We start from the raw sequence: 23,199 nt of genomic DNA on the forward strand, positions 1-23,199 counted from the left end.
TACAGGTCACAACAAGGGTCAGCTTGCGTAGGACGTGGCGTACCCGGATATTGCGCCGCATGAAACGACGGAATGCCCGACTGTCGACGCCATCGCGTAATTGATGGAATGCGGTTTTTCGCTGAAAGAATCAGACGTTTGTAATTTGGTACAGATTTCTTTAGGCGAAGTGGCTATGCTCACTGAAACGGAAACAGGCGGGGTCAAACAAAAATAGCCTGACTCAGTTTATCCCGAACCCGCGACTCGGCTTGCCGGCGTGCGGCTCGTCGAGTTCGGCGTAAAACTGGCGGTGAATCACCGATGAGGTTGCCGTCCAAGCCGTCATCCCGCCGGTTTCGTCGCAAAGCGGCGTTTCGCGCGACTCACAACGACCCGGTGAATTCGAACAGTTTCTTATACAAGGAGTCTTCGCTTGGCTGAACCGCTCAAGAATCAATTCGGAGTGGACGTGCCCGGCAAAATTGCCGGGATGATATCTGCGAAATTTCATCGATTCTCTGCTGACGCCTTCGTCAGAGACGCTCTTGACGGATACGAGGCTCTCGATCTGATGCCGCGTGGATTGAAGATCGCACAGGCGCTTCGCCGCCATTTGCCTGACGACTATTCGGAGGCGGTCGAGATACTGATTAACTCGCTCGGTCCGAAACTCGAAAAGACCGAAAACTTTGGAATGGCGCCCTTCCTGTATCTTCCGCACGTTTGCTTTGTTGCGGGATACGGGCTCGACCACTTCGAGGTTTCGATGCACGCCCAATACGAGCTGACGCAACGATTTTCTGCCGAGTTCAGCATTCGGCCATTCTTGGAGCGATATCCGGAAGCAACGCTTGCTCGCCTTACGTTTTGGGCGAAAGACCAAAGTCCCCATGTTCGTCGCCTCGTATCCGAGGGAACTCGTCCCCGCTTGCCGTGGGCGCCCCGGCTGCGGTCTTTCCAGAAAGACCCCCGACCGGTGTTGGCACTGCTTGAATTGCTAAAGGACGACCCGGAACTTTATGTGCGCCGTTCCGTAGCAAATAATCTGAACGATATCGGCAAAGACCATCCGTTAATACTTGTCGAAACCGCACACCGGTGGATGACGGATGCGACGGATGAAAGACGCTGGCTCATCCATCATGCGCTACGTTCAGCCGTGAAGCGTGCCGAACCGGGAGTTCTTGAGGTTCTGGGTTTCGGCAAAAATGCAAAGGTATCGGTAAACAAAGCGAGCATCACTCCTGAACGCCCCATGATTGGGGGCTCGGTGGCGATCGCCTTTGAAATCACAAACACCGATTCGCAACGGCAGCGTGTGTTGGTGGATTTCCGCGTCCATTTTGTGAAGGCTAACGGAAAGACCAGTCCAAAGGTTTTCAAATTAAAAACTATCCAGCTCGCGCCTCAGGAAACCGTACAACTGGGGAAGACTATTTCCTTGGCCGAGATGACGACGCGCAAACATTACACCGGGACGCACCGGGTCGATGTTCTGTTGAACGGATGCGCTTTGCCCTTGGGGTCATTTGAACTGATGAACGATTAGCGGCTGCTTGGGATTGGTCCCGGACACCTTGCCCTGCTTGAGGATCGAGTGCTAATGCATGAAAGCAAGAAGCAACTCTACGCGATTCGCCGGCGTCCCCTCCGGTGGCTGCGGTGGTGAACCGGGGCATTAGTTTTCCATGACCTACTCAACGCTTGGTTGGCTGTTTGCAGTTGCCGTCACTCTGCACAATGCGGAAGAAGCGCTGCTTTTACCGAAGTGGTCTATGCGCGGCGGTCGGTGGCGCGCTCCAGTGAGTGCGTTTGAGTTCAGATTCGCTGCGGCAGTCCTTGCGCTTCTTGCCTATGGAGTCGCATATCTCTCCTCGATACAAGGCCCGCAAGCCATGGCAGCCTACGCTATAGCCGGCTACGCGTTGGCAATGCTGCTGAATGTCTTCTTTCCGCATGTCTTGGCAACCATTGCGTTGCGCCAATACATGCCAGGCACGGCAACAGCTTTGTTATTCAATCTGGCGGTGTGCAGCATGCTGCTGTATGTTGGAGTGCAGGATGGATCTATCAGCACCGACAAATTCGCGTGGTTTGGTCCAGCGAGTGTTGCAGTCATTTTGGCGAGCATACCGGTACTGTTCTTCATTGGCCGAAAAGCCAGACCGGCATTTCTGCGGATTGGAATGCCGTTGCCATAACCCGCACGAAGCCAGAGAAATACCAGAGGCGTTATGACGTAAGAAGGAATAAAAAGGCGGTTTTGCCCCCCTCTGCAAAACCGCCTTGCTCATGCACTAAAGTGCGAGCTTGGAGGATATCTTACCTAAGTTTCAACACACCGGCGTCGATCGCATCGCACACTTCCCTACCCATCAGCTGTTTGGCGCAATCCATGATTTGCAAGAGCACGCCGAAGATGGCCAGTGCGAACCAGCCGAATACGACGAAGCCGTAATGCAGCGGTGCCACGAACAATTCTTCCATGAACCAGAAGGTGTGGCCCCATTCATTCAAACCGACGTTCGGAAGAATCATGAACGGGCCGACGGTGAAGACAATGTAGGGAAGAGAGATGCCCACACTGAAGTACGGCAAACGGGTTTTTGCGTAGAGAAACGAGGCGAATCCGGTGATGATGTAAATCGGATAGGACAGATAGAATTCGATGATGTGGCTGGGCGTAAAGTCGGTATCCCTCACCACGGTCTGATGCCAGGTTGCATCCTGCTCGGTGAAGTAACTTCCGCCGAAGTACACTGCCGTGGCGTAGAGGCACAACCAAACCAGATGGGTCATATTCCTGCGGAGGTTCTCGCGTGGCGTCACGGCGGCGAGATTGCGGTCGCGAGTTTTCCAGATATACCCCCACAGAAGAGACGCCACAATGACCTCGATCACAATCTGGGTGTATAAAAAGTTCATCCAGTACGTCTCGAATTCCGGTGAAAACGAGTCCAGACCGGCCGCCCAACCGTACACGCCTTCATACCAGCGCACCCAGACGTAGAAGGCGATGTAAAGTGCAACGCCGCCGAAAAGATTGCGCTTGTTGAGCAGCGGCGCATCGCTCTCCCGTGCGCCGACGGCAGGAGTCGCTTTTGCCTCTTGCTGTATATCGAAATCGCTAGTAGCCATCGTGTGCTCCCCTAAAATCAATATGTTTTGGTTCTTGTCGAACGAACTGCGAACAGCTCTTGATCATTGCAACGGCGCGACCTTGAAGAGGTCTGACCGTGGCGAAGATCATAAAGAAAGGGGATGGCGGGTATTTTGTTTCAGGTCAGCCGCTGAGCGGCTCTAAACTGATCCAGATCAGTTTTTCGGGGGAAAGCGGGAATGTCTGCCGAGGGGTTATTCCATTCGGCATTCGAGTGAACATTAATTGTAGGGTGGGTTAGCGAAGCGTAACCCACCGATTCGAGGCCGCTCGGTGGGTTACGGCCTCGCGGCCTAACCCACCCTACAAAAATTAATTCCTTATTGAAAGCAATTTGGAATTAGGAATCATTGTGAGCAGAATCGCAGCAAGCCGTCCATGTCGAGTATGCGGACCATCTTGCCTTGTACCAGGATCAGCCCGCTCGCCTCGAATTGACTCATTAGGCGGCTTACGGTTTCCGGTGCCAGACCGAGATAATTTCCGATTTCCTGCCGGGTCATGCTGAGACGAAACTCCGTTGGCGAGAATCCTCGCTTTCGATGACGTTCGGAAAGATGCGCCAGAAATGCCGCCAAACGTTCGTCGGCCTGGCGGCGGCTGAGGACGACCCGCTGGATGCCCAGTTGGAATTGACTTCCGGAAAGCTGCAACAATATCTGCGAAAGCTTGGGGATTTCCCGTCCCAACCGTTCCAGCTGATGAGGCGGCAGCTCGCAGTAGCTGACCGTTTCCAAAGCAATCGCGGAACAGGTATAACGCTCTCCGCTGAGTCCGTCGAAGCCCAGCAGTTCGCCTGGCATCACGAAATCGACGACATACTCGTTGCCTGCGCCGTCCAGGGTAACCAGTTTGACCGTGCCGGACTTCAGCGCCAGAAAGCGGTGGAACCACTCCCCACTGTGATAGAGATAGTCGCCTTTGCCGAGCGTGCGATTGATTGTCACGATCCTGCTGACCAACTCCACTTCTTGCTCGCTAAGGCCCTGCGGAATGCAGAGTCTGCCGAGACTGCAGGACTCACAACTAACTTGGGGTCGGCGTTTTGAGGAGAAAAGTTGCTGGAAACTACTCATGGAGGACTATCTGCAAGAATTTCAGAATAGGCTAAAGTTTGCAAAATTTTCCGTCAATTTTATCGAGGCGCTACCATTGTCCGTCGGCAGGTTCGACTTGGTCTGTTATCAAAACGGAATAAAATAGGGTCATATACTGGTATTTTAGGCGTCCGCCCCCTTTTTCGCTACTGAAGCAATAGCTTGAACAAAACGATGGAAATAATGTTTTCGAACATTGATGATGGTGATTTAGTCCGTTGTTCTGAGCTATATGTCGCTAGTTTTCATGAGTTTCCCTGGAATGAAGAATGGACGCCGAACAATACCTTTGAAAAGCCGAGTGACTTTCTAGCTCTTCCTAAAGCAGTCGCTATCAAGAAAATAAGTATCGACGATACATGTGGCTTTCTTTTTGAAGGAGTTAAGCGATGGAATTTCGCTACGCCTTATTGCCTAAAAGAAATATGTATCAGCAAAGCCATTCAAAGGGAAAAAGTCGGCACAGCTCTTACGATGACGCTTGAGGAAATGCTAAGAGAAAGTGGAGTATAAAGAATATACCTGGCCACCCATAGAGATAATATCCATTCGCGCTTCTACTCGTCGTTAGAATTTCATGAAAACAAAAGCATCATGGTGATGGGAAAGCCCATTGAGAAAAGCGTCTAAGAAGGACGATCAATTGGGACTCTGGGCTTAGGAACCGTTTTTCTCTTTTTCGAATTAACCTGTTATCGCCAGCCTTGGATAACGAGGACCTATTTTCCCATCATGAACCGCATAATTAAGGATCAAGGAGAATGCCATGACTGTTACGAATAGCCAATCGGGGACCAACGTCCATGAAGTTTCCGAAGGGATTTACCGCATCAATACGCCAGTTGTGATCGAAGGCGCAGACGGCTTTACATTCAACCAATATCTCATCGTCGACGATGAGCCTTTGCTGTTCCACACCGGGCCTCGAAAGATGTTTCCTTTGGTGCGTGAAGCCGTGGCGAGCATACTGCCGGTCGAACGGCTTCGATACATCGCTTTTTCGCACGTGGAGGCTGACGAGTGTGGATCACTCAATGAATGGCTTGCCGTATCCCCTCGATCCGTGCCCGTGTGCGGTGCGGTTGCGGCGATGGTCTCCATCCAAGATCTGGCCGATCGGGCTCCTCGGGCGCTCGCAGACGGAGAGATGCTGACCTTGGGCAAACATCGCGTGCGCTGGCTCGATACGCCCCATCTGCCCCATGCCTGGGAATGCGGCTTCCTGATGGAAGAACGAACCCGCACCTTGCTCTGCGGCGATCTGTTCACGCAGGGCGGCGCGAATCTACCCCCGGTCACGGAAACGGACATCCTGGGACCCAGCGAGGCATTCCGACAGAAAATGGATTACTTCTCGCACGGGCGGGATAGCCATGCGCTCCTCGAGCGGCTGGCCGCCACCGAGCCGACCACCCTCGCGTGCATGCACGGCAGCGCCTGGTCCGGCGACGGCGCGAAACTGCTGCGTGCTCTGGCAGACGCACTGTCAGCTTAGTACAGGCCGCGTGGCCTTGGGGATACCCAAATGACCGACTTAATCCCTCGGCCGTTGAGAACATGAAGCGTCCGCCAGTTCCGATCCTGTCCCGCCAAAAGGCTGTATCGTAGTCGAGGATGCCCCGGCCGGAGTAGCGTCCGGTTTGAAAGCCGGCATGCGGGTAATTGCGGTTCTTACCTCGCATACGTTGGAGCAACTGCAAGGCGCCACCGTACACATTCGGTCACTTCTGGACCTGCCGCTTGCATTTCGGAAACTCGGCATGCAGTGAGAATCATGAAAAGAATCCAGTAGGGGATCGAATGGGATATTTCATGCTACGCTCCGAAAAGGATGGGCAGCCCGAGGAAGCAAAATGGTCGCGTCTGATTCCTTTTGACCTCGATGGCATGCGCTGTAGATCGGCTCCCTGGGAGAGAATGGGTTGGGCCGGATGCCGCTACAATCCGGCGGGTTCCGCCGACAGTTCCTCGAGGGCGAAGCCAAAGCTTTCGCAGCCGCGGCTCGCATGCGTGAGGTAGCGGCCAAAAATCCTCATCAGATAGATCGAGCCGAACTCCTCATATCCCATCCGCGAGACCGACTTGAGCGAGTCGAAATTGTTCGACTCGACGTAGGAGATCAGTCCCCTGTATCCCTTACCGAGATAGTGTTGCAAAGCCAGCGTCATCCCGATCGCGTGGAGCCGCTGCCCGCGATAGCGAGCATGCGTGAATCCCTTGTACATATAGACGTAGTCGCGGTTGAAGCGCAGCAGCAGATCCGGAGGATCGATGCGCGTCGGGCGAAACGAATACCAGCCGTAAGAGGCGAGCTGATTGCCGTCACAGATGCCGTAGCACTCGTCGCCTTTTGCCAGCGCTTCCTCTATGAAGCTCTCCGACATCCCGTTTTCGGGGTTAAGGGCGAACTCGCGAAGCCTCTTCGCGGTAAGGAAGCTCGGTCGGTAAGGCTCGGGGCATTGCGTAAACTCCAGATTGACCCGCCCTATCGTCACCGCTCGTAGAATCTTGAATACTGTAAAGCAGTTTATCCCTTTCACCGCGAGATCGTGCAGTTCCTGGGTAAACCCGCAGCGTCCGCCGAACGGAAAAACGGAAACAGTCCCTGTTGTATCCATATGTTGCACTTCCCTGTCAACTAATGAACCCGTCAAGGATGTCGAAAATCGAGTCTGAGTTCAACACCGAGCCGGAACTGGGCTACGGCGGAAAAACGGTGTGCTGAGGCCTTGCGCTCGGGCAAAATCGATTGCGGGGAAGGTAGTATTTCAAGAAACTTGTAAACATCACGCCTGACTAATGAGCAAACCCTCCCGTCAATTCATGCATCGACTCACCACCACGAACCACAGCCGCGACAGCGCCGGCCTCACCTATGTTTACCCGGTCATTTCCCGGCGCTCCGGCGGGTTATCCATAGGCATCAATCTCAACCCCAACAATGCCTGCAACTGGCGTTGCGTCTACTGCCAGGTGCCGAATCTCGCCCGCGGCGCCGCTCCCGACATTGATGAAGACTGTCTGCGAGAAGAGCTGCTCGAACTCTTGAACGACATCTTGCTCGGCGATTTCTACGAACGGTTTCAGATACCGAACGAACAGCGCGCCATCAAGGACATCGCCATCTCGGGAAACGGCGAACCGACCAGCTGCAAGACCTTCGACCGGATCGTCGAGTGGATCGGCGCGGTTTGCGGCGAGTTCGGCCTGCTCGGCAAGATCAAGCTCGTGCTGATCAGCAACGGCAGCCTGATGCACAAGCCCGTCGTGCAGAAAGGCGTGAAACGCTGGGGCGAATTCGGGGGCGAAGTCTGGTTCAAAGTCGACAGCGCGACGGCCGAGGGCATGCTTCGGATCAACCAGGTCAACCTCGCCCCGGAGACCGTGCTCCGCAATCTGGAGATCAGCGCACGGCTTTGTCCCACCTGGATTCAAACCTGCCTATTCGCATTCGACGGCGAGCCACCTTCCGAAGCGGAACTGGACGCGTATCTGGATTTCTTGGCCGAGCTCAAACGGCGTAGCGTGCCGATCCGGGGCATCCTGCTCTACGGCCTCGCGCGGCCCTCGATGCAGGAGCAGGCGCCACGGCTCTCGGCTTTGCCTGAGGCATTTCTGGATCGAATCGCGGAAGCGATTCGAGCGCTCGACATGGCCGTCCGCGTGAACCGATGATTCGACCCGAAAGAACACTCTTTCCGCTGGCTCCCAAGCTCCCGCTTCGGAGTCTTATCCGAGAAACTCAAGCTTCTCAAAACCGCATGCGAATCGCGAAGCGGGAGCTTCTCGAACTGGGTTCCCAAACGGGAGTCTGGGAACCAGCGCAACTTCGCGGTGAGAAAGCACGGACGGTAGGATTCGGGGCACTTCGCAAACTCCCGATTGACCCGGCCGATCGCCACGGGCCGTAGAATCTTGAACACCGCAAAGAAATTTATTCCCCTCAGCGCGAAATCGTGCAGTTGCTATGTAAATCCGCCGCGACCGCCGAAAGGAAAAAGGGTAACGATCCCTGTCTCATCCATCTTCCTGACCTCCTTTTCAACTTAGGAATCCCCGCCGAGGATGTCGGAAATCGAGCCCGAGTTCACCAAGGCGGCGTCGGAAGCCCAAAACGATTGCGCAAATGGCCCGGACGGGGACAGGGCCTGATCAGGTCGCAACACTCTCCAAGACTGACGCCCACCGGCTCCGGCATCAAGCACATCCAGCACGAGAGACCTTCCGGTGCTTCGATGCCCCGCACCTTCCCGGACGCGGCGTGAGCTCGTGGCGAAACGGCTCACCCCCTTGGCGGTCTCGCCATACTCCGTCGCACCTAAAGATGAGGACGAGCTTATTGTGTCGACGGGCGCGATGTGGAATTGGACGCGACGATAAGGCTTAGCTGTCTCGCGGCTTCGCCGCCGATATCACGTTATTGAGACTCCCCGTTCTGCAATGGACACTTACGGTACTCCAGCGTACCGACCGAGCCACGGATCGAGGCTACTTTACATGAGGGACATGTCCACTTATGCCAAGGAGCTTTCAAAATTGAGAGCGGGTGTAGCTTCACAGGTTCGTAAGTCTTCCTGTGTCGTCGGTAATCGTTTACTTACCCAACTCTCCCATGGGGAGATCGAGCGTCTGACGCCCCATCTGGAGATTACCCGAATTTCGCCGAAAACCCCGCTTTGCACGCAAGCTTATCTGTATTTTCCAACAACCGCTCTTGTCTCATTTATTTATACCCTGGCCAGCGGTTCGACCGTAGAAATCGGCGTCATAGGCAACGATGGCGTCGTGGGTTTAAACACCTTCCTGGGGGGGACGGCGCCAGGCCAGGAAGTTTGCACACTCGCCGGGGACGCATTCCGAATCAAGCTTGCCTCGCTGCATGCTGAATATTGCCGCGGCGACCTACTCCAGCGCGTGCTGTTGCGCTATAGCCAAGCCTTTCTTGCTCAGGTTGCACAAGCCGCCGTGTGCAATCGTTTCCATTCCATGGAGCAACGCCTATGTCGCTGGTTGCTCCTGCGCCTCGACCGACTCTCGTCTAACGAGATAGCCGTGACGCAGGACGGCATTGCCAACATGCTGGGCGGCCGCCGGGCGACCGTCACCGTCGCTGCGGGCCATTTGCAGGAAATGGGACTGATTGTTTGCTACCGGGGCCGAATCACGGTTTTGGACCGGTCGGGCTTGGAAGCGGCCGTTTGTGAATGCTATTGGGCCGTCAACCAGGAAGCAAACTCGCGACGGGTTGGAAACGCCATCCGTCATTAACGAGTCGGGAACGCCGGAACAATCGGCGCCCATTAGGGGGCGTGGCCCGGGCACTGCGGAAGGGGAGCGGCCGGTTGCTGCGGTAGCGCGGATACGCCAGTCCTGTTTAACCGTGCAGACAGGACTAACAGCATGCTTGCAGCGTCAAAATCATCCGTTCGATTCCAATTTTTTTTGCATTGGGTACGCCAGCGTACCGATATCTCGTTGCGGCCGAGTTAGTTTGTCAGCGCGTTCTGAAGATGCGCTGGACATTTCCTCTCCGGCGGAAGTTCAGCACCTCCAGGCTAACGCATTAGGCTCCGCCGCTAAAGGGCGCTTCGAGGGAGCTTAATTTATGGACCAAGCGCCGCAACATTTCGGAGGTTGATATGTGTACCTATGAGAATCGGACGGATGTGGCGAAGATCGAAAAACAGATTGACAGGTCTCTTCAAGACGAAGGGAAGGCAAAGGAGGTGTTGCGCGAAATTGCGCAGCTTTGCCTTGATACCAAGAGACAACCCGACTACATGTCGCAGTGGCTTTCTCTTTTGAGGAAGAAAGGAATAGACGCCAGAAAATTGGCGGGCAAGAACAATTATGTAGAAATATACCCGAGTGGAACGCACGGAAAAGGTAAAAGCGACAGGCTGCTATTCCAGGTGGAAGAAACGTGGGTAGAGGTCGTGGAAGCAGGTGAAAGCACCCATGGCGGCGCGTTGAAGCTGAGTGCCGTATCGACCATGTCCTTGGCTGAACTGGATCAAATCATCGCCGCCGGCCCCCACGCGGCTTTAGACGCAGTCCTCGCCACGGACCAATCGGCCTTCCAGGACTCGGATGGACTGATCTCGTTCGTAAACATGTCCAGCTCTTTCGTTACCAGCAACCCGGAATACAAAACCGGACGGGAGGTCTGCGACAAAGTTTCCAACTTCTTCGCGACCCTGCGAATCAAGGTTTTCGGCTATCTACAGAAGAACCCCGGCAAGGTTCTGCCGGGAGACAGCGTGCCGAAAACGCAGTGGGACGCCGCCGTGACCCACTATATGCAATTTCTGCTGACTCAGGCCGGCGGACTCACGAATTACAGGGTCACAACGGAAACTTACTCTGTAACTCAGGTCATCACCGAGTTCAGCACCTCGCTGATCAAGCTTCTATTCGACGCGGCTGCGGCTCCCGAGAGCATCGTGAGTGATGTCGTGAAGTTTGTGCAAGGAGTCGGACAATCCCTGCGGGCGAGTTGGGACGACAAGTCCAGGCATTATGCGACCGCCTTGCTCGGTCAATGTCACGAAGCGGTTCCCGTAGATGCTTCGGATCAGACGACCGTCTACTTCCCCAAGATCAAGTACTACTACATCTCGGTCGACTCCTCCCAGCATGCCTTCACGTCCAGTTGTGCAACGGTGGAGAAATTGACCTTCGACTTCAAGTACGAGTACTACGTCACCGGCTTGAAGGCATCGATATTGGACACGACCTCCGATGACTACAAGCAGTTCGTGGCGTTTCTGGACAAGGCACAAGCAGTGTCGTATCAAGACGCCAATAACAATCTCGATGCGATCCTGGATAACACGGTATCGGACGAACCGGCTACATCCCTGGAATTTTCCTCCGACCCGAGCGTGAACGTGTTCGGCGTTGACTTGACGGAATATCCCGGTGTGGCCATCAAGCCTCCCCGAACGATAGAGCGGGTATTGAACAGACACGCCCGAAGCGCATCGTAACCGGCAGGTTTCGTGAATCCGCTCTCGTATCGGAGCAATGTGCTTCTTTTAACCGCCGACCGACCGGGAAGGCTTGTTTCGCAAGAGATAGAGCCCCTAGCGGGGTAGCCCTGCCCGGCGGACTCGGCGAACGTCCGAGTTAGCGTTAAGCATCCCCGGCTTTGGCCCGGGCCATCATGGCACGTGCCTCAGCTGGGGACCTTGCCCACCATTGATTAGGAGGAAATGAGGTATGAATGCATCCTTCACACTGGCTACAAGTCGCCCGTACAGCTCTCTGTTACGGGAGGTGAGCATTCTGGGAAAGCTCTTCGCATCAAAGCAATTGGCCTTTGAGATGCAGGCGCAGACCGAATCCAACTGGTGTTGGGCCGCGACGGCAACAAGCGTGTCTCACTTTTATTGGCTCACGAGCACATGGACGCAGTGCCGCGTCGCGAGCAGCGAGTTGGGACGAAGCGATTGCTGCAACAGCACGGTCCCACCGGCGTGTAACGTTCCGTGGTATCTCGATCGGGCGCTGACGCGTACCGATAATTTTGTCAGTATGATGGGACAGGCCAGCTTTCAGCAGATACGCGATGAAATCGATGCCGGACGACCCGTCGGCGCGCGGGTTGGCTGGAACGGGGGTGGTGGCCACTTCATGGTGATCTGCGGCTATAGCCTTGTTGGCGGTGTCGAATACTTCGATATTGATGACCCGATCTACGGCAATAGCCATCTTGCCGTCTCGGAGTTCGCCAGTAACTACCAAGGCAGCGGAACTTGGACGCACACATACTTCACCAAGAGTTACTTCAAGATGCCGATTAAACTATTGATTCCCAAAGAACCAATTCTCCGCCGGATATGGGAAGCTCGACCGCTGTTGAGCTTGAAGCAAGATATGACGTTCACCGGGAACATGCGCGATGCCTTGCAGGAAGGACGTGCCTCCCTTGGAATGGCCCATCGCATCTATTCGGTCGGCTTGGATTCATTGGTCGCCGATCGAGCTCCGGCACCCCACGCGATCGGTATTCGTGTCTATGAAATATCCGGCGACACGCCACAGGCTTTCTTCGATGTCAGCGAAGAGGAACAACCACGCCTGCTGCAGATGTCCGCATCGAAGAACCATCTGGAACCCTTCGCGCGTGGCATGGCGGAAGCGCTGGCAACGGTTAAACAGATCGGCGAGGAATGTGAACTGAGAATGTTCCGTGTGCCTGCTCTCAATTTCGAGGCGCTATGGATTAATTGTGAAGATGAAACCAAGGACGTGCTCGTGCCCTTGCGCGCCGTCGGCCGATTGGCCTCTTGCAAGGCGGTGCCTCTGGACGACGCGTTCGATGCCCTGCGGGAGGCGGCACGTCCATTGGCGCAAATGGACGAGACGATGGGCGCCTGATCGCATGCGGTAAACGATCGCGGAAATCGCATTCGGTACATCGCTATCTCCGTAACCAAGCCGGGGCCTTCGCGGAATCCGTCCCAATTGACCGGTCGGCGACCCCAGCCTTCGATTATCGGGCCGTTTTCCCGTGGGCTCGTGGCTTTGCCGCATCAACTCGGCAAAGAGCGAATGATCGCCGGCGCCCTGCTCTTCACTATCCGGTCCGGAGCAGAAACTCTTCTCCAACGCCGAGCCGTTTCGGCGAAGAGTAAATCCATCTTTCGGTGCCGTCGTCGGCGATCGCCGAGGCGGCGCCGTCCTCTTCGAGGGTCGGGTAATACCGCTCCAGCTCCGGAGGCAGTTGCCACCAATAACCGAGGAGGGCGGCGAACTCCCGGCGGTTCCGGAAGGGATCGCGGACGGGATAGCTGCCGGATTCCGGGTGCAGCGGTACGGTGCCGTCTTTCACGGCCTGCCGGGCGATAGCCTCGACTGCGGCGGCATCGGGGCCGGACAATTCGCGACCGGTCAGCTAAAGGTCGATCTCGCCAAGCCAGAACATCTTCTGACGGAATCCGGAGTCGGTTATCGGCTGAAGATCTCGGCCGGTCGGCCCCGCTCCGGGGACGGCGAGAGCATTCTTCTGCTTATTGGAGGGCCCCCAGCGGGTCTGTCGGCAAGGGATTGCCGACCTACAAAACCGGGCCACCAAGTAGGTCGGGAATCCTTTCCCGACGGCTTCATCGGCAAGGGATTGCCGACCTACGACTCCCACGTGTCCCAAAAGCACCCCGGAATGACGAGGGAATCCCGGCAACCCCGCGAAATTGCCGGGTTTCGTTGCTCAAGCCAGACTACACATTTGGGCGGCTGGATATTCAACCCGCCAACTCCGAGTATCTCGCCAGAATATATGCCACGCACGCCGTCAGCTTCTTCGCATAGGGAATGTGCAGAAACTCGTTAGGCCCGTGGGCGTTGCTCTTGGGGCCCAGAACGCCGGTAATCAGGAATTGGGCTTCGGGGAATTGCTCGCCGAGCATGCCCATGAAGGGAATGCTGCCGCCCAGCCCCAGATAGGCCGCATCGTGGCCGTAGAAGGTTTGCGAGGCCTCGCTCGTGGCCCGCTCCAGCCAGGGCGCCAGGGCGGGGGCGTCCCAGCCGGTTCCGGCCTGCTCGAACTCGACGGAAATCTCGGCGCCGTAAGGCGGATCGGCGGTCAGCGCGCGACGGATGTCGTCCTGGGCCTTCAAGCTGTCCACCGTCGGCGGCAGGCGGAAGGACAGCTTGAAAGCTGTATGCGCGCGCAGCACGTTGCCGGCGGATTTCAGCGGCGGCATGCCGCCCTGCCCGACTACCGAAAGCGTCGGACGCCAGGTACTGTTGAGCAGCAGTTCGGCCGGATCGTCGCTCACCGGACGGAGCGTCGGCACCGCGCTGAAACTTTCGAGCAGGCCGCCGCCCAGTATCGCCGCCGCCGCTTTTGCTTGCTCCCGGCGCTGAACCGGAATTTCGGCATGGAGCTCCGACAGGCGAATGCCGCCTGTTGCCGCGTCTTCCAGGCGCTCCAGCAACTGGCGCATGATCCGCATGGACGAAGGCACAATGCCGCTGGCAATGCCCGAATGGGCGGATTCGGTCAGCACCTTCACATCGATGATGCAGCTCACCAGGCCGCGCAGCGAGGTGGTCGACCAGAGGCGCTCGTAGTCGCCGGCCCCGGAATCGAGCGCGATCACCAGCTCCGGCTTGCCGATCAGATGGGCATAACGCTCGAGATAAGGCGGCAAATCGGGCGATCCGCTTTCTTCCGAGAACTCGATCAGAATCGCGATGCGAGGGCGCTTTCGCCCTTCCAGCGCTTTCAAGGCGGCAACCGCGGCAAACAGCGCATAACCGTCGTCCGCGCCGCCCCGCCCGTAGAGCTTGTCGTCCTTGAGTACCGGCGTCCACGGCCCGAAACCGTCGTGCCAGCCTTCCATTTCCGGCTGCTTGTCCAGATGGCCGTAGATCAGCACGGTTTTGTCCAGATTGCCCGGAATGTCCAGGAGCAGCAGCGGCGTCCGGCCGGGAATGCTGAGATCGTGCAGGGTCCAGCCCGGAACAGGATGCGTGTTCAGCCAGTCCACCGCCAGCCGGCGCACCCGTTCCATGTGGCCGTTCGCCTGCCAGTCAGGATCGAACGCAACCGACAGATTGGGGATCTTGATGTAATCGATGAGCGTCGGCAGGATCTCTCGGTCCCAAAATTCATCGATGGATTGCCGCAGTGCGTCAGGGTGAATGGTCATCGGTATGTCTTCTCGCAGGGTCGTCAATCGAAAAAGTCTGTCATAGCGGCAAACGGTCCGTCCACCACGGCGGCCAAGATGGACTGTACCCTTAGAGTCCCGCCTCGGCGCCGGTCAGCTTTCGCCAAAGCCAGCTGCCGGCAACCTCCGTGCCGAACAAAACATAATTCAGGACATTGAGATTGCGGAGTATCGACTGCTGGTCCTGAATGGCCGACGACATCCCGGCGAACAGGATGCTGTCGCCCTCGCGCAGCATGAGCTCCGGCGCAGGAATCTCGATGTCCTCGGCGCTCCGCACCACCATCAACGGGATACAGGGCAGCTGCCGATTCCGGTCGACGGGATCGCGCTTCAGGCTGTCCAAACCAATCGCCGAGCGGTGGATCATCTCCGCGACGGCCGGGGCCTGCCGAGAATCGAGGGTCACGCTCCAGACGGCGGGAACGAGCGTCCCGGTGACGGCGGAAATCCGGGCGATGACATCGTCGGCCCAGGCATCGTCCTTGCGCTTCACGATCGCGAGAAAGCGCGACAGCAGCGGCGTCGTCAGGATCGCCAGGCATTCGTGCGCGATGATTTCGCTCGGAACCACCGTGAAATCGGAATCGAAAGCCGTGAACAATTCGCGGTTTGCCTGCAAGTTTTGCCTGAGCACCACGAATAGATTGGGGTTGAGCTCGCGCGCCGTGACCACGATCGACAAGTTGTTGATGTCGTCGTCGGTACCGGCGACGATGCCCACCGCTCCGTTCACCCCGGCCTCGCACAGCGTCTCGGCGCGGGTGCCCACGCCGAGAACCCAGGGCAGAGCCGTTTCGCGGCTGGGCGGCTTCGGGTCGATCAGGGTTACGTCCAACTGTTCGTGCGTGATATGACGAACGATCGCCTGCCCGAATCGCCCGTAGCCGCACACCAGCCAATTCCCGCGCGGCGGCACCCGCTCGGCGGCCAGTTCCGTGCCCGGCAGCCCTGTCAGCCATTCGAGCAGTCGGTAGGAGCCGGGAGACCGTATCGCCAGCGCGAGATATTCGGCGAATTTCTCGAAGGGATCGATGATGTGCCGAGTACCGAAGGATGCCATGTTGGCGGCCACGTCGACCGTCGTCGCCCGGCACAATGCGGGAATCTCCGGATTCAACAGCCGTACCGCGATGGCGACGGCGAGATTGGCGGAGTCGTCGTTGGTGAGGGCGATGACGCCCACGCAGTTCGGGTGGGTCAAGCCGGCCATGATCAAATTGTTCGGCAGCCGGGCATCTCCGGCCAGGCCTGGCGCATCGAATAGATAATCCTGCAAATCGAGTTCGTCGATACGCTCGGGATCGATGTCGATCACCACGAACGGGATGTTCAGATAATCCAGCGAACGGGCCAGCAACTGGCCGGTTTCACCGTAACCGCAAATCAGATAGAAAGGTTCTCCCAGCCTTCTTACCGAACGGGCGAAGCGTTGTCCGGTCAGCGCCTGTTTGAAACCGCGGTCCTGAATCACGGCAAACAGCTTGCTGATGACGTAGGCCCAGCCGATCACGGACAGGAAAATGCAGAAGATGACCCAAAGCCGCTGCGCGTCGGTGAAGGTGTAGGGAATTTCGCCGAAGCCTATGGTCGTTGCCGTGTAACTGATGAAATAAAGCGCATGGAAGAAATCCATCCGCCAGGGATTTCCTTGCGCATCGACACCGGGAATCAGCACCAGCCCGCCCACCGAAATCGCAAAGATCCCGATCAAGAAGATCAGCGGCGCCCGCATGTGGCGGAGCGCGACAAAAAAGGCGGTGTTTATCGGGCTTGTATTCATCGGCGCAGCATTACCGTCTCGGCGATCAGCATCGTCACCGAAATGAGATTGGCGAGCATCGCACCGCCGGCAAGCGAAACCACGCTGGCCATGGCTCCGGGCGTCAGCCCCTCGGCCGACATATAAACCGCATAGCCCCAGTCCACGGCCGCGGCGATCAACTGAAGGTCGGCCACCAGGCTGGTGGCCAGATGAATCGCGCCGATCTGCGTGCGATCGCCGAACTTGAGCACGGTGGCGATCAGATTCACCACGATGGCGGCGAACAACTCGGAGACATGATGAAGATGAGGCTTGTCGATTTCGCCGACGAAGAAGCCAAAGTTGAGCGTGGCGGCGAGAACGATGAAGAAACCAAAGACGACTTTTTCCAGATTCATGCAACTCCTCTCAGTGAATAAGCGGATACGTCCGCACTCGGGGCATTCTCCTCAGGCTTAGGCCGCCGGATTCAACATATTCCCCTTATGCCAGGTTTGCAACGTGTGCGGCCGGGGTGATTCCAAGGGTAATGAAAAGCATTGCTCGCCGGTCACGAATCGCATGCAGTAACGGTTGACGGTTCGCAACCCGGTTGGCTATAACCTTCCAAAACCCGCGCAGGAGCCGCCATGACCGAGCGCTTCGTCCTCGATACCAGCGTTTTCACCAATCCCGACATCTACACCCAATTCGGCGTCGATTCGCCGAGCGCCATACTCGGCTTTCTCGAACTGGTCCGCCAGACGTCCGTCGAATGTTTCATGCCGCGCTCGGTGTACGACGAGCTCCGCCTCATGAAAAACATGGGCGAACTGCCGCCGGCTTTCGAGGCCAGCGTACGCATCCGCTCGCCGCGCAAGTTCAACTTGCAGATTCCCGCCCAGATCGTTTACGAACTCATCGAAGAAGTGCGCAAGCGCATCGACCGCGGCCAGCACATCGCCGAGGAATACGCCAAGGCCGCCCGGGAAACCGGCGAAATCCAGGACGCGGGACGGGTCATCAACCGGCTCAGGGAGCGTTACCGGGAAGCGCTGCGGCAGGGCATCATCGACAGCCGCGAAGACATGGACGTGCTGCTGCTGGCGTACGAATTGGACGGCGTCCTGATATCCGCCGACGAGGGACTTCGGAAATGGGCCGACAAGGTCGGCGTAAAAATCCTGATGCCGGAAAACCTCCGCAGCGTTCTGGAAACGCTAATCGAACACCACTTTCCCGGCCAGCCAGTCGCTCAATAGACCGTTCAGCGACGGATAGATGCGGTCGAACTCCAGTAGCCAGAATCCGCCCTCCGGCTTCAACTCCCGCTGGACGACCTGAACGTGGCCCGAGGCCCGTTTCAGATATTTGATCAAGCGGCGGGCGTTTTCCGGATCGCGGAAACGGCAGCGGAAGCGGTGGGAAACCCGGCCTTCGCGGCGGTGCTGCCGGATGGCTTCTTGCAAACCGTCCAGGAATGCCGCTCCGGCGCGCCGGTTCAAATCGTCGAATCCTTCCAGCTCCTGCTCGTCGACAAAGAATGCCAGTCTCAGAATTCGGCTGGTGAAATATTCCGGCGACAAATCCAGAAGGCTGTAGACGCTGGTTCGGATGTCCGAAAGATTGGCGCTGCCGGTGACATGCTTGGTGCGCCGCTGGCGGGGCGAATCCTCCTTGAACACGGCGCCTTCGCGGCCTTCCTCGTCGAGCCGCTTCAGGATGTCCGAAATGGGTTTTAAATCGCCGGTTTCGAAGCGTCCGAAGATCTCGACCGACGGCAAGACATGCCGGCGGATCAGCTCGATTTTCTCGTCCTGGGGCAGAAAGCGCGGGCTGTTCCGCCGCATCAGGTCGAATACGAACAGCCTCACGTCTTCCGTAATGAACGGCGGCGCACTCTCAATATAGGGATTGTCCGGCCCCGCGACCTCGGCGCACAGCACCAAATCCGGCTGATCGTCGAAAATCGCTGTGTCCAGCAGATCGGGCAAGCGATCGGTGGTAAAGGGGCAAACGTAACCGCCGCGGGTCAGAGCGATGAGGCTATTCTGGATTCGGGTCACACGGATGTTGAAACCGTCGATTTTCTCCTCCATCCAGAAAGGACCGGAAAGTTGCTTCGCGAGCCCGGTTCGCAGCGCGAGCAGCCGTCCGATGGCCGGATAGCCGTAAACGGTTCCTTCGTCGAAGACGACGGTGCCGCGCGCAATGTCCTCGAAATCGTGAACGAATCGGACATGGCGCAAACCGCCGCTTTCGGCATCGGCTGCCTTGCCCGATTGCACGGCCTTTCGAATCCGTTCGGCGTCGATTGCGGGTTCTGAAATCACGAGTAATAAGCTCCAGGAGATCGATACCTTGAATAAATAGACCTCTGGGATGGCCGAGGCAACCCGTTTGAATCCGGCTCGCTTTATGAAAGCAATTGTCAAACGCCCCATTCCTGGACTAACGTGAGGAAATTAAATTCATTCTTCTGAAACACCATGTCCAAGACCGATTCTCGACCGTCGATTCAGACTCAAATCAACGAAAGCATCCAGGAAGAAGCGCTCAAGGTCGCGAGGAGTATCCAGAAGCCGGGGCAAACCAAGGAACAAACCAAGTTGGTGGCGCAAGGTATCGCCAAAGGCATCGAGCTTTACAAGAAACAGCAGAGCGCCAAGGCCCGGGAACGGGATAAAGTGCGCAAGAAAGCGCTCAAACTCAAACAGGTCGAGTCAACCGGCCAACAGCGAGAGGAGGATGAAGCGGATTTCACGTTGGACCTCGCTGAATCGGGTATCAGCGGAATGCTGCTCCTCGGCGGAGGAGTCTTCGCCGTTATGGCCGGCATCCTCGCCGTATCGCTTGTCGCCGGATGGCTGGTAAGCTTTGGTCCTTTCACCCTGCCCGTCTGGGCGTCCCTGGCCGCCGCCATGGCGTTTGCCGGGTTTTCCGGGTGGTTCTTCTATAAGGCCATTCGGCTGAATCACGGTCAATGAAACTGCTGGCACTCCTGTCCACCCTATTTCTCGCGGGATGCGCCGGTATCCCCAAAGGCGTTTCGCCCGTTCATGGCTTTGAACTGAGCCGGTATCTCGGCGCCTGGTACGAAATCGCGCGCCTCGACCACTCGTTCGAACGAGGCCTGACCCGCGTCACCGCGACTTATGGCCTTCGGGAGGACGGCGGCATCAATGTGGTCAACCGGGGCTTCGATGCCCGAAAGCAGGAATGGCGGGAAGCGACAGGCAAGGCTTATTTCGTGGAAGGTCCGGACATCGGCCGGCTGAAGGTTTCGTTTTTCGGGCCCTTTTACGGCGGCTATAACATTATCGATCTGGACAAGGAGAACTACTCCTACGCCCTCGTTTCCGGCCCCACCCGATCGTATTTGTGGATATTGGCGAGAGAGAAGACACTGGAATCCTCTGTACTACACCACCTGGTCACGAAAGCCGAAGCGCTCGGATTTGCGACCGATCGTCTGATCTACGTCGACCACAGCGAGAAGTAACCGGCATATCCGCCAATCGGCCGAGTCAACGATCGGTCATACAGCCGGCTCAGGCGGCCCGGACGTCCGCTTGCCTGACAAGCCCTTTTGGGATATATACCCTTCCGCCACGTTCCTTCTTCCGAAGGAAACCGCTGGTTCTTGCTCAACAGCAATCGAAGGAAACTCAGGGAGGGTATCGATGAAGTCTCAAAAATCCATCTCGCGCATTGCGATTGCCATGGCTTCCGCTTTGATCCTTTATAGTGGTCATGGTTGGGCCGGCACCACAGACATGACTGAGGGCGTTCAAGGCTCCAACACCTCGAATACCGGCGTAATGATCTACAAGATGGGACGGATCGTCGACGATTCCGATTTCGTGGATGTCACTTCCCAGATACCGGCGCTAGGCGGAACGGTGTTGAAGGGCAATCCGACCATCAAGATGCGGTTCGACGCGCCGCCTCCTCCGGACGACACTACCGTGCACGGGGTTTTCGAGCAGATCGGACAAGCCAGGATCCGGATCGTCTTTCCGTTCGACGAGCACATGCAAGTCATTCACGGGGTGCTCAAAATCACAGATTCAGCGGGAACAATCACTTATCTGACACCCGGCGACTCGTATTTCATCGCGCAAGGAAGCGAAGTCTTGTGGGAAACCCTGACGCCGCTTTTTCAGAAATCCTTCCATGACTATACCCATCACTGAGCCATTCCGGTGACGGATCATTACCAACCCATCAGCTGTGATTTCCACGACGAACTGGAAACGCTCGCGGTGAGACGCCGTACGTGCCCGATCACTTATCGGGACGCGTCCGGCGATCCCGTTACCGTCGAGGACCGAATCGAGGATATTTACGCCAGGGACAAGGAGGAATTCCTGAAGTTGAAGAGCGGGTTGGAGATTCGCTTGGACCGCCTGATCGAAGTCGATGGAAAGCGACTGAGAGCCGATTAGAGGGACAGGCGTCGGCGAAGGATGCCGGCCTCGAGTTGGACGGAAAACACGATTACGCCTCATGTTTCCGGCGTAGGCGTAGGATGAGTAGAGCGAAGCGAAACCCATCGATGGTGGGTAGAACGAAGCGAAGCCCACCGGTTCCGCGGCCTTGCCTGGTGGGTTACGGCGCGCAGAAACACAGAGGGAACTTTGCGGACTCGGCGTGATGCGCGCCTAACCCACCCTACAACGCTACAACGCCATCGTTTTCCGGTGTGGCGGGATATTGTTGACAGACAAATCCCGGCGGCTACTCGATCAAGAAGTCCCGCATCATGCCCATGTCCTCGTGTTCGAGGTTATGGCAGTGATACATGAACACGCCCTTGAAGTGGTGGAACGGCTTGATCATGCGCACGGTCTCGCCAGGCATGACCAGCACGGTATCCTTCCAGCCGCTACTGACCAAACCGTCTTTTACCGTCGCATAGCTGTCCGCTCTCTCGACGGCTACGGTGCGGCTGATGATCTGGAATTGGTCGCCGTGCAGGTGGATGGGGTGCGCCATGGAAAACATCATCCCCATGCCACCCCTCATGCCCATACCGCCCATGCCCTGCCCTTCTTCCTGGGCCTCGCTTCCGTGGCCGCCCATCATTCCCATCATGCGGCCTCGCATACCGTGGCCCATACCGCCCATGCCGTGTCCGCCGCCGCTAGTATGGAAAATTTCCATGAGCTGCACGGTATCGAGCGGAATCCGCTCGAACGGCTGAATATCGTCGAAGGCATAGGAGCGGCCGTTGAGCAGCATCGCCATCGGAGACTCAGAAATGGCGATCGGCACGGGCTTGCTGGGGTTGGCGACATCGTCCAGCGTATAGCGGTCGATCTTCGACAGCCGGCTCGGCAGCTTCGGGCTCTCGCCGGTCTCGCGGGTGACGCGGATCTTGAACAGGGGATAATCGCTGCCGACGGGCAAGGCCATGGCGCCCATCATGCCCATTCCTCCCATCATGCCGCCCATGCCTCCCCTTCCGCCGCGCCCCCCCATGTGCTCGGCCATCATCGGCAGCACGCCGGAGAACGGCAGGCTGCGCATCGTCAACTCAGTGCCCTTGGGCCGGCCGCTGAAATCCGCCCAGACATCGAGGCGCTCCCCGGGTGCCAGCATCACGTAAGGGAAAGTTTCCGGGGACTCCAGGAGTCCGCCGTCGACGCCGATCACGGTCACCGGCGTGCCGTCGCTCCAGCCGAGTTTGTAAATACGGGCATTGGAGCCGTTGAGGAAACGGAGACGGTAGGCGCGGCTGGCCACTTCGAACTCGGCATTCGGCTGGCCGTTGACCAGGATGCGGTCGCCGTAGAATCCCATCATGCGATCGTGCATGTGCGGACCGTAAATCAACTGGTTTTGGGCATTGAACCGGCGGTCCTGAAGGACAATGGGTATCTCGTACTCGCCGGAAGGCAATTCGAGTCTCGCCTCCTCTTCGTCGTTTATGATCAAGCCGCCGGCAAGACCGTAGTACACCTGCCTCGCGGTAATTTCGTGCGGATGCGGATGATAGATATTGAGGCTCGCCCGGTTGATCACTTCGAATTCATACACGAAGGTCTCGCCCGGATCGATGATGTACATCGGATGGCCATCCATCAGCGCGGGGACGTGGAGTCCGTGCCAATGCGTGATGGTGGGTTCCATCAGGTCGTTGCGGAAATGAATGCGGACTTTCTGGCCCTTTTGCAAGCGGATGATCGGTCCGAGATAGCAACTGGGCAGCTCGGTCAGCGTATCCTTCGGGCCACTCAGCAACTTGGCCGTATAGTGCTGCACCCGGGTCGCCTGGCCCGGCAGAATGGATATGGAGCCTTGGCGGGCGGCCAATTCGATCTCGACATCGGGCTTGAAGGCGGGAGACGCCCGATTGGGCGTCAATTTGGGCATGCCGTGCATCTCCATGGCACGCACCCATGCCGGCATGCTCGCTGCGGCTAATAAACCGACACCGGTTTGAAAAATGAAGCGGCGGCGCGAACGATCGACTGGATCTTGCATAAGCTCTCCTCGAATCTGTCGTTATGGTCGCAGACGGCTCAGCCGCAT

General features: G+C 57.3%; 21 protein-coding genes and 1 pseudogene. 13 read left to right on the forward strand and 9 right to left on the reverse strand.

Annotation, left to right across the window (positions count from 1 at the left end; genetic code table 11):
- Positions 1-415: 415 nt before the first annotated feature.
- On the forward strand, positions 416-1,531 hold the full coding sequence (locus tag ACR2TX_RS23940; protein ID WP_434130838.1) for a hypothetical protein: 1,116 nt from the start codon (positions 416-418) through the stop codon (positions 1,529-1,531).
- A 139-nt stretch (positions 1,532-1,670) separates the two neighbouring features.
- Entirely contained in the window at positions 1,671-2,183 is a 513-nt protein-coding gene (locus ACR2TX_RS23945; RefSeq protein ID WP_156880702.1) for an HXXEE domain-containing protein, read from the forward strand.
- 121 nt (positions 2,184-2,304) lie between these two features.
- Here the strand turns inward: ACR2TX_RS23945 and amoC are convergent, their stop codons facing one another.
- Both amoC and ACR2TX_RS23955 read right to left on the reverse strand, forming a co-directional pair.
- Positions 2,305-3,120 carry a bacterial ammonia monooxygenase, subunit AmoC gene (amoC, locus tag ACR2TX_RS23950; RefSeq protein ID WP_086134307.1) on the reverse strand — a complete coding sequence of 272 codons (816 nt, stop codon included), beginning with the start codon at positions 3,118-3,120 and terminating at the stop codon, positions 2,305-2,307.
- Between the two features lie 369 nt (positions 3,121-3,489).
- Positions 3,490-4,089, reverse strand: coding sequence for a helix-turn-helix domain-containing protein (locus ACR2TX_RS23955; protein ID WP_240506976.1), 600 nt, complete (start codon positions 4,087-4,089; stop codon positions 3,490-3,492).
- 333 nt (positions 4,090-4,422) lie between these two features.
- On the opposite strand from ACR2TX_RS23955, the gene ACR2TX_RS23960 reads away from it, so the two are divergent.
- Positions 4,423-4,752: a hypothetical protein gene (locus tag ACR2TX_RS23960; protein ID WP_434130839.1), complete on the forward strand. Its 330-nt coding sequence runs from the start codon at positions 4,423-4,425 to the stop codon at positions 4,750-4,752.
- A gap of 253 nt (positions 4,753-5,005) precedes the next feature.
- The gene (locus ACR2TX_RS23965) at positions 5,006-5,734 is read left to right on the forward strand and encodes an MBL fold metallo-hydrolase (RefSeq protein WP_077729446.1); all 729 of its coding nucleotides are present in this window, start codon (positions 5,006-5,008) and stop codon (positions 5,732-5,734) included.
- A gap of 442 nt (positions 5,735-6,176) precedes the next feature.
- On the opposite strand, the gene ACR2TX_RS23970 is transcribed toward ACR2TX_RS23965, so the two are convergent.
- The gene (locus ACR2TX_RS23970; protein ID WP_077729444.1) at positions 6,177-6,857 is read right to left on the reverse strand and encodes a hypothetical protein; all 681 of its coding nucleotides are present in this window, start codon (positions 6,855-6,857) and stop codon (positions 6,177-6,179) included.
- A 181-nt stretch (positions 6,858-7,038) separates the two neighbouring features.
- Between ACR2TX_RS23970 and ACR2TX_RS23975 the strand changes: the two genes are divergently transcribed.
- The 4 genes from ACR2TX_RS23975 to ACR2TX_RS23990 all read left to right on the forward strand — a co-directional run bounded on the left by ACR2TX_RS23975 (position 7,039) and on the right by ACR2TX_RS23990 (position 12,621).
- Complete coding sequence (locus tag ACR2TX_RS23975; RefSeq protein WP_434113801.1) at positions 7,039-7,914, forward strand: radical SAM protein; 876 nt, start codon at positions 7,039-7,041, stop codon at positions 7,912-7,914.
- A gap of 822 nt (positions 7,915-8,736) precedes the next feature.
- Positions 8,737-9,507 carry a Crp/Fnr family transcriptional regulator gene (locus ACR2TX_RS23980; RefSeq protein ID WP_434130841.1) on the forward strand — a complete coding sequence of 257 codons (771 nt, stop codon included), beginning with the start codon at positions 8,737-8,739 and terminating at the stop codon, positions 9,505-9,507.
- Positions 9,508-9,878: 371 nt separating this feature from the next.
- Entirely contained in the window at positions 9,879-11,228 is a 1,350-nt protein-coding gene (locus ACR2TX_RS23985; RefSeq protein ID WP_210024014.1) for a hypothetical protein, read from the forward strand.
- 232 nt (positions 11,229-11,460) lie between these two features.
- Complete coding sequence (locus ACR2TX_RS23990) at positions 11,461-12,621, forward strand: papain-like cysteine protease family protein (protein WP_434113807.1); 1,161 nt, start codon at positions 11,461-11,463, stop codon at positions 12,619-12,621.
- 199 nt (positions 12,622-12,820) lie between these two features.
- Here the strand turns inward: ACR2TX_RS23990 and ACR2TX_RS23995 are convergent, their stop codons facing one another.
- The 4 genes from ACR2TX_RS23995 to ACR2TX_RS24010 all read right to left on the reverse strand — a co-directional run bounded on the left by ACR2TX_RS23995 (position 12,821) and on the right by ACR2TX_RS24010 (position 17,081).
- Positions 12,821-13,123: a hypothetical protein gene (locus ACR2TX_RS23995; RefSeq protein ID WP_156880697.1), complete on the reverse strand. Its 303-nt coding sequence runs from the start codon at positions 13,121-13,123 to the stop codon at positions 12,821-12,823.
- Positions 13,124-13,484: 361 nt separating this feature from the next.
- Positions 13,485-14,897 (reverse strand): M20/M25/M40 family metallo-hydrolase, encoded by a 1,413-nt coding sequence (locus ACR2TX_RS24000; RefSeq protein WP_156880696.1) that lies wholly within the window; start codon positions 14,895-14,897, stop codon positions 13,485-13,487.
- Between the two features lie 91 nt (positions 14,898-14,988).
- Positions 14,989-16,701 carry a potassium channel protein gene (locus ACR2TX_RS24005; RefSeq protein ID WP_156880695.1) on the reverse strand — a complete coding sequence of 571 codons (1,713 nt, stop codon included), beginning with the start codon at positions 16,699-16,701 and terminating at the stop codon, positions 14,989-14,991.
- Positions 16,698-17,081, reverse strand: coding sequence for a DUF6394 family protein (locus ACR2TX_RS24010; RefSeq protein WP_077729431.1), 384 nt, complete (start codon positions 17,079-17,081; stop codon positions 16,698-16,700). The genes ACR2TX_RS24005 and ACR2TX_RS24010 overlap by 4 nt, the downstream gene beginning before the upstream one ends.
- 231 nt (positions 17,082-17,312) lie before the next feature.
- Between ACR2TX_RS24010 and ACR2TX_RS24015 the strand changes: the two genes are divergently transcribed.
- Positions 17,313-17,924: an RNA ligase partner protein gene (locus ACR2TX_RS24015; RefSeq protein WP_077729430.1), complete on the forward strand. Its 612-nt coding sequence runs from the start codon at positions 17,313-17,315 to the stop codon at positions 17,922-17,924.
- On the opposite strand, the gene ACR2TX_RS24020 is transcribed toward ACR2TX_RS24015, so the two are convergent.
- Positions 17,883-18,995, reverse strand: a complete 1,113-nt coding sequence (locus tag ACR2TX_RS24020) for an RNA ligase (protein WP_434130844.1) — start codon at positions 18,993-18,995, stop codon at positions 17,883-17,885. The two genes, ACR2TX_RS24015 and ACR2TX_RS24020, sit on opposite strands and share 42 nt — an antisense overlap.
- Before the next feature lie 156 nt (positions 18,996-19,151).
- On the opposite strand from ACR2TX_RS24020, the pseudogene ACR2TX_RS24025 reads away from it, so the two are divergent.
- The 4 genes and pseudogenes from ACR2TX_RS24025 to ACR2TX_RS24040 form a co-directional block, all read left to right on the forward strand.
- Positions 19,152-19,445, forward strand: a pseudogene (locus ACR2TX_RS24025) (DUF2956 family protein); the annotation flags it as partial.
- Between the two features lie 200 nt (positions 19,446-19,645).
- Positions 19,646-20,164 (forward strand): lipocalin family protein, encoded by a 519-nt coding sequence (locus ACR2TX_RS24030; RefSeq protein WP_434130846.1) that lies wholly within the window; start codon positions 19,646-19,648, stop codon positions 20,162-20,164.
- A gap of 181 nt (positions 20,165-20,345) precedes the next feature.
- Positions 20,346-20,858 (forward strand): cupin domain-containing protein, encoded by a 513-nt coding sequence (locus ACR2TX_RS24035; RefSeq protein ID WP_434130848.1) that lies wholly within the window; start codon positions 20,346-20,348, stop codon positions 20,856-20,858.
- Between the two features lie 9 nt (positions 20,859-20,867).
- Positions 20,868-21,110, forward strand: a complete 243-nt coding sequence (locus ACR2TX_RS24040) for a hypothetical protein (protein WP_077729424.1) — start codon at positions 20,868-20,870, stop codon at positions 21,108-21,110.
- 292 nt (positions 21,111-21,402) lie between these two features.
- On the opposite strand, the gene ACR2TX_RS24045 is transcribed toward ACR2TX_RS24040, so the two are convergent.
- Complete coding sequence (locus ACR2TX_RS24045; protein WP_434130850.1) at positions 21,403-23,151, reverse strand: multicopper oxidase family protein; 1,749 nt, start codon at positions 23,149-23,151, stop codon at positions 21,403-21,405.
- Positions 23,152-23,199: the final 48 nt, after the last annotated feature.

This window comes from Methylocaldum sp. GT1BB, from assembly GCF_051027545.1.
Taxonomy (GTDB): domain Bacteria; phylum Pseudomonadota; class Gammaproteobacteria; order Methylococcales; family Methylococcaceae; genus Methylocaldum.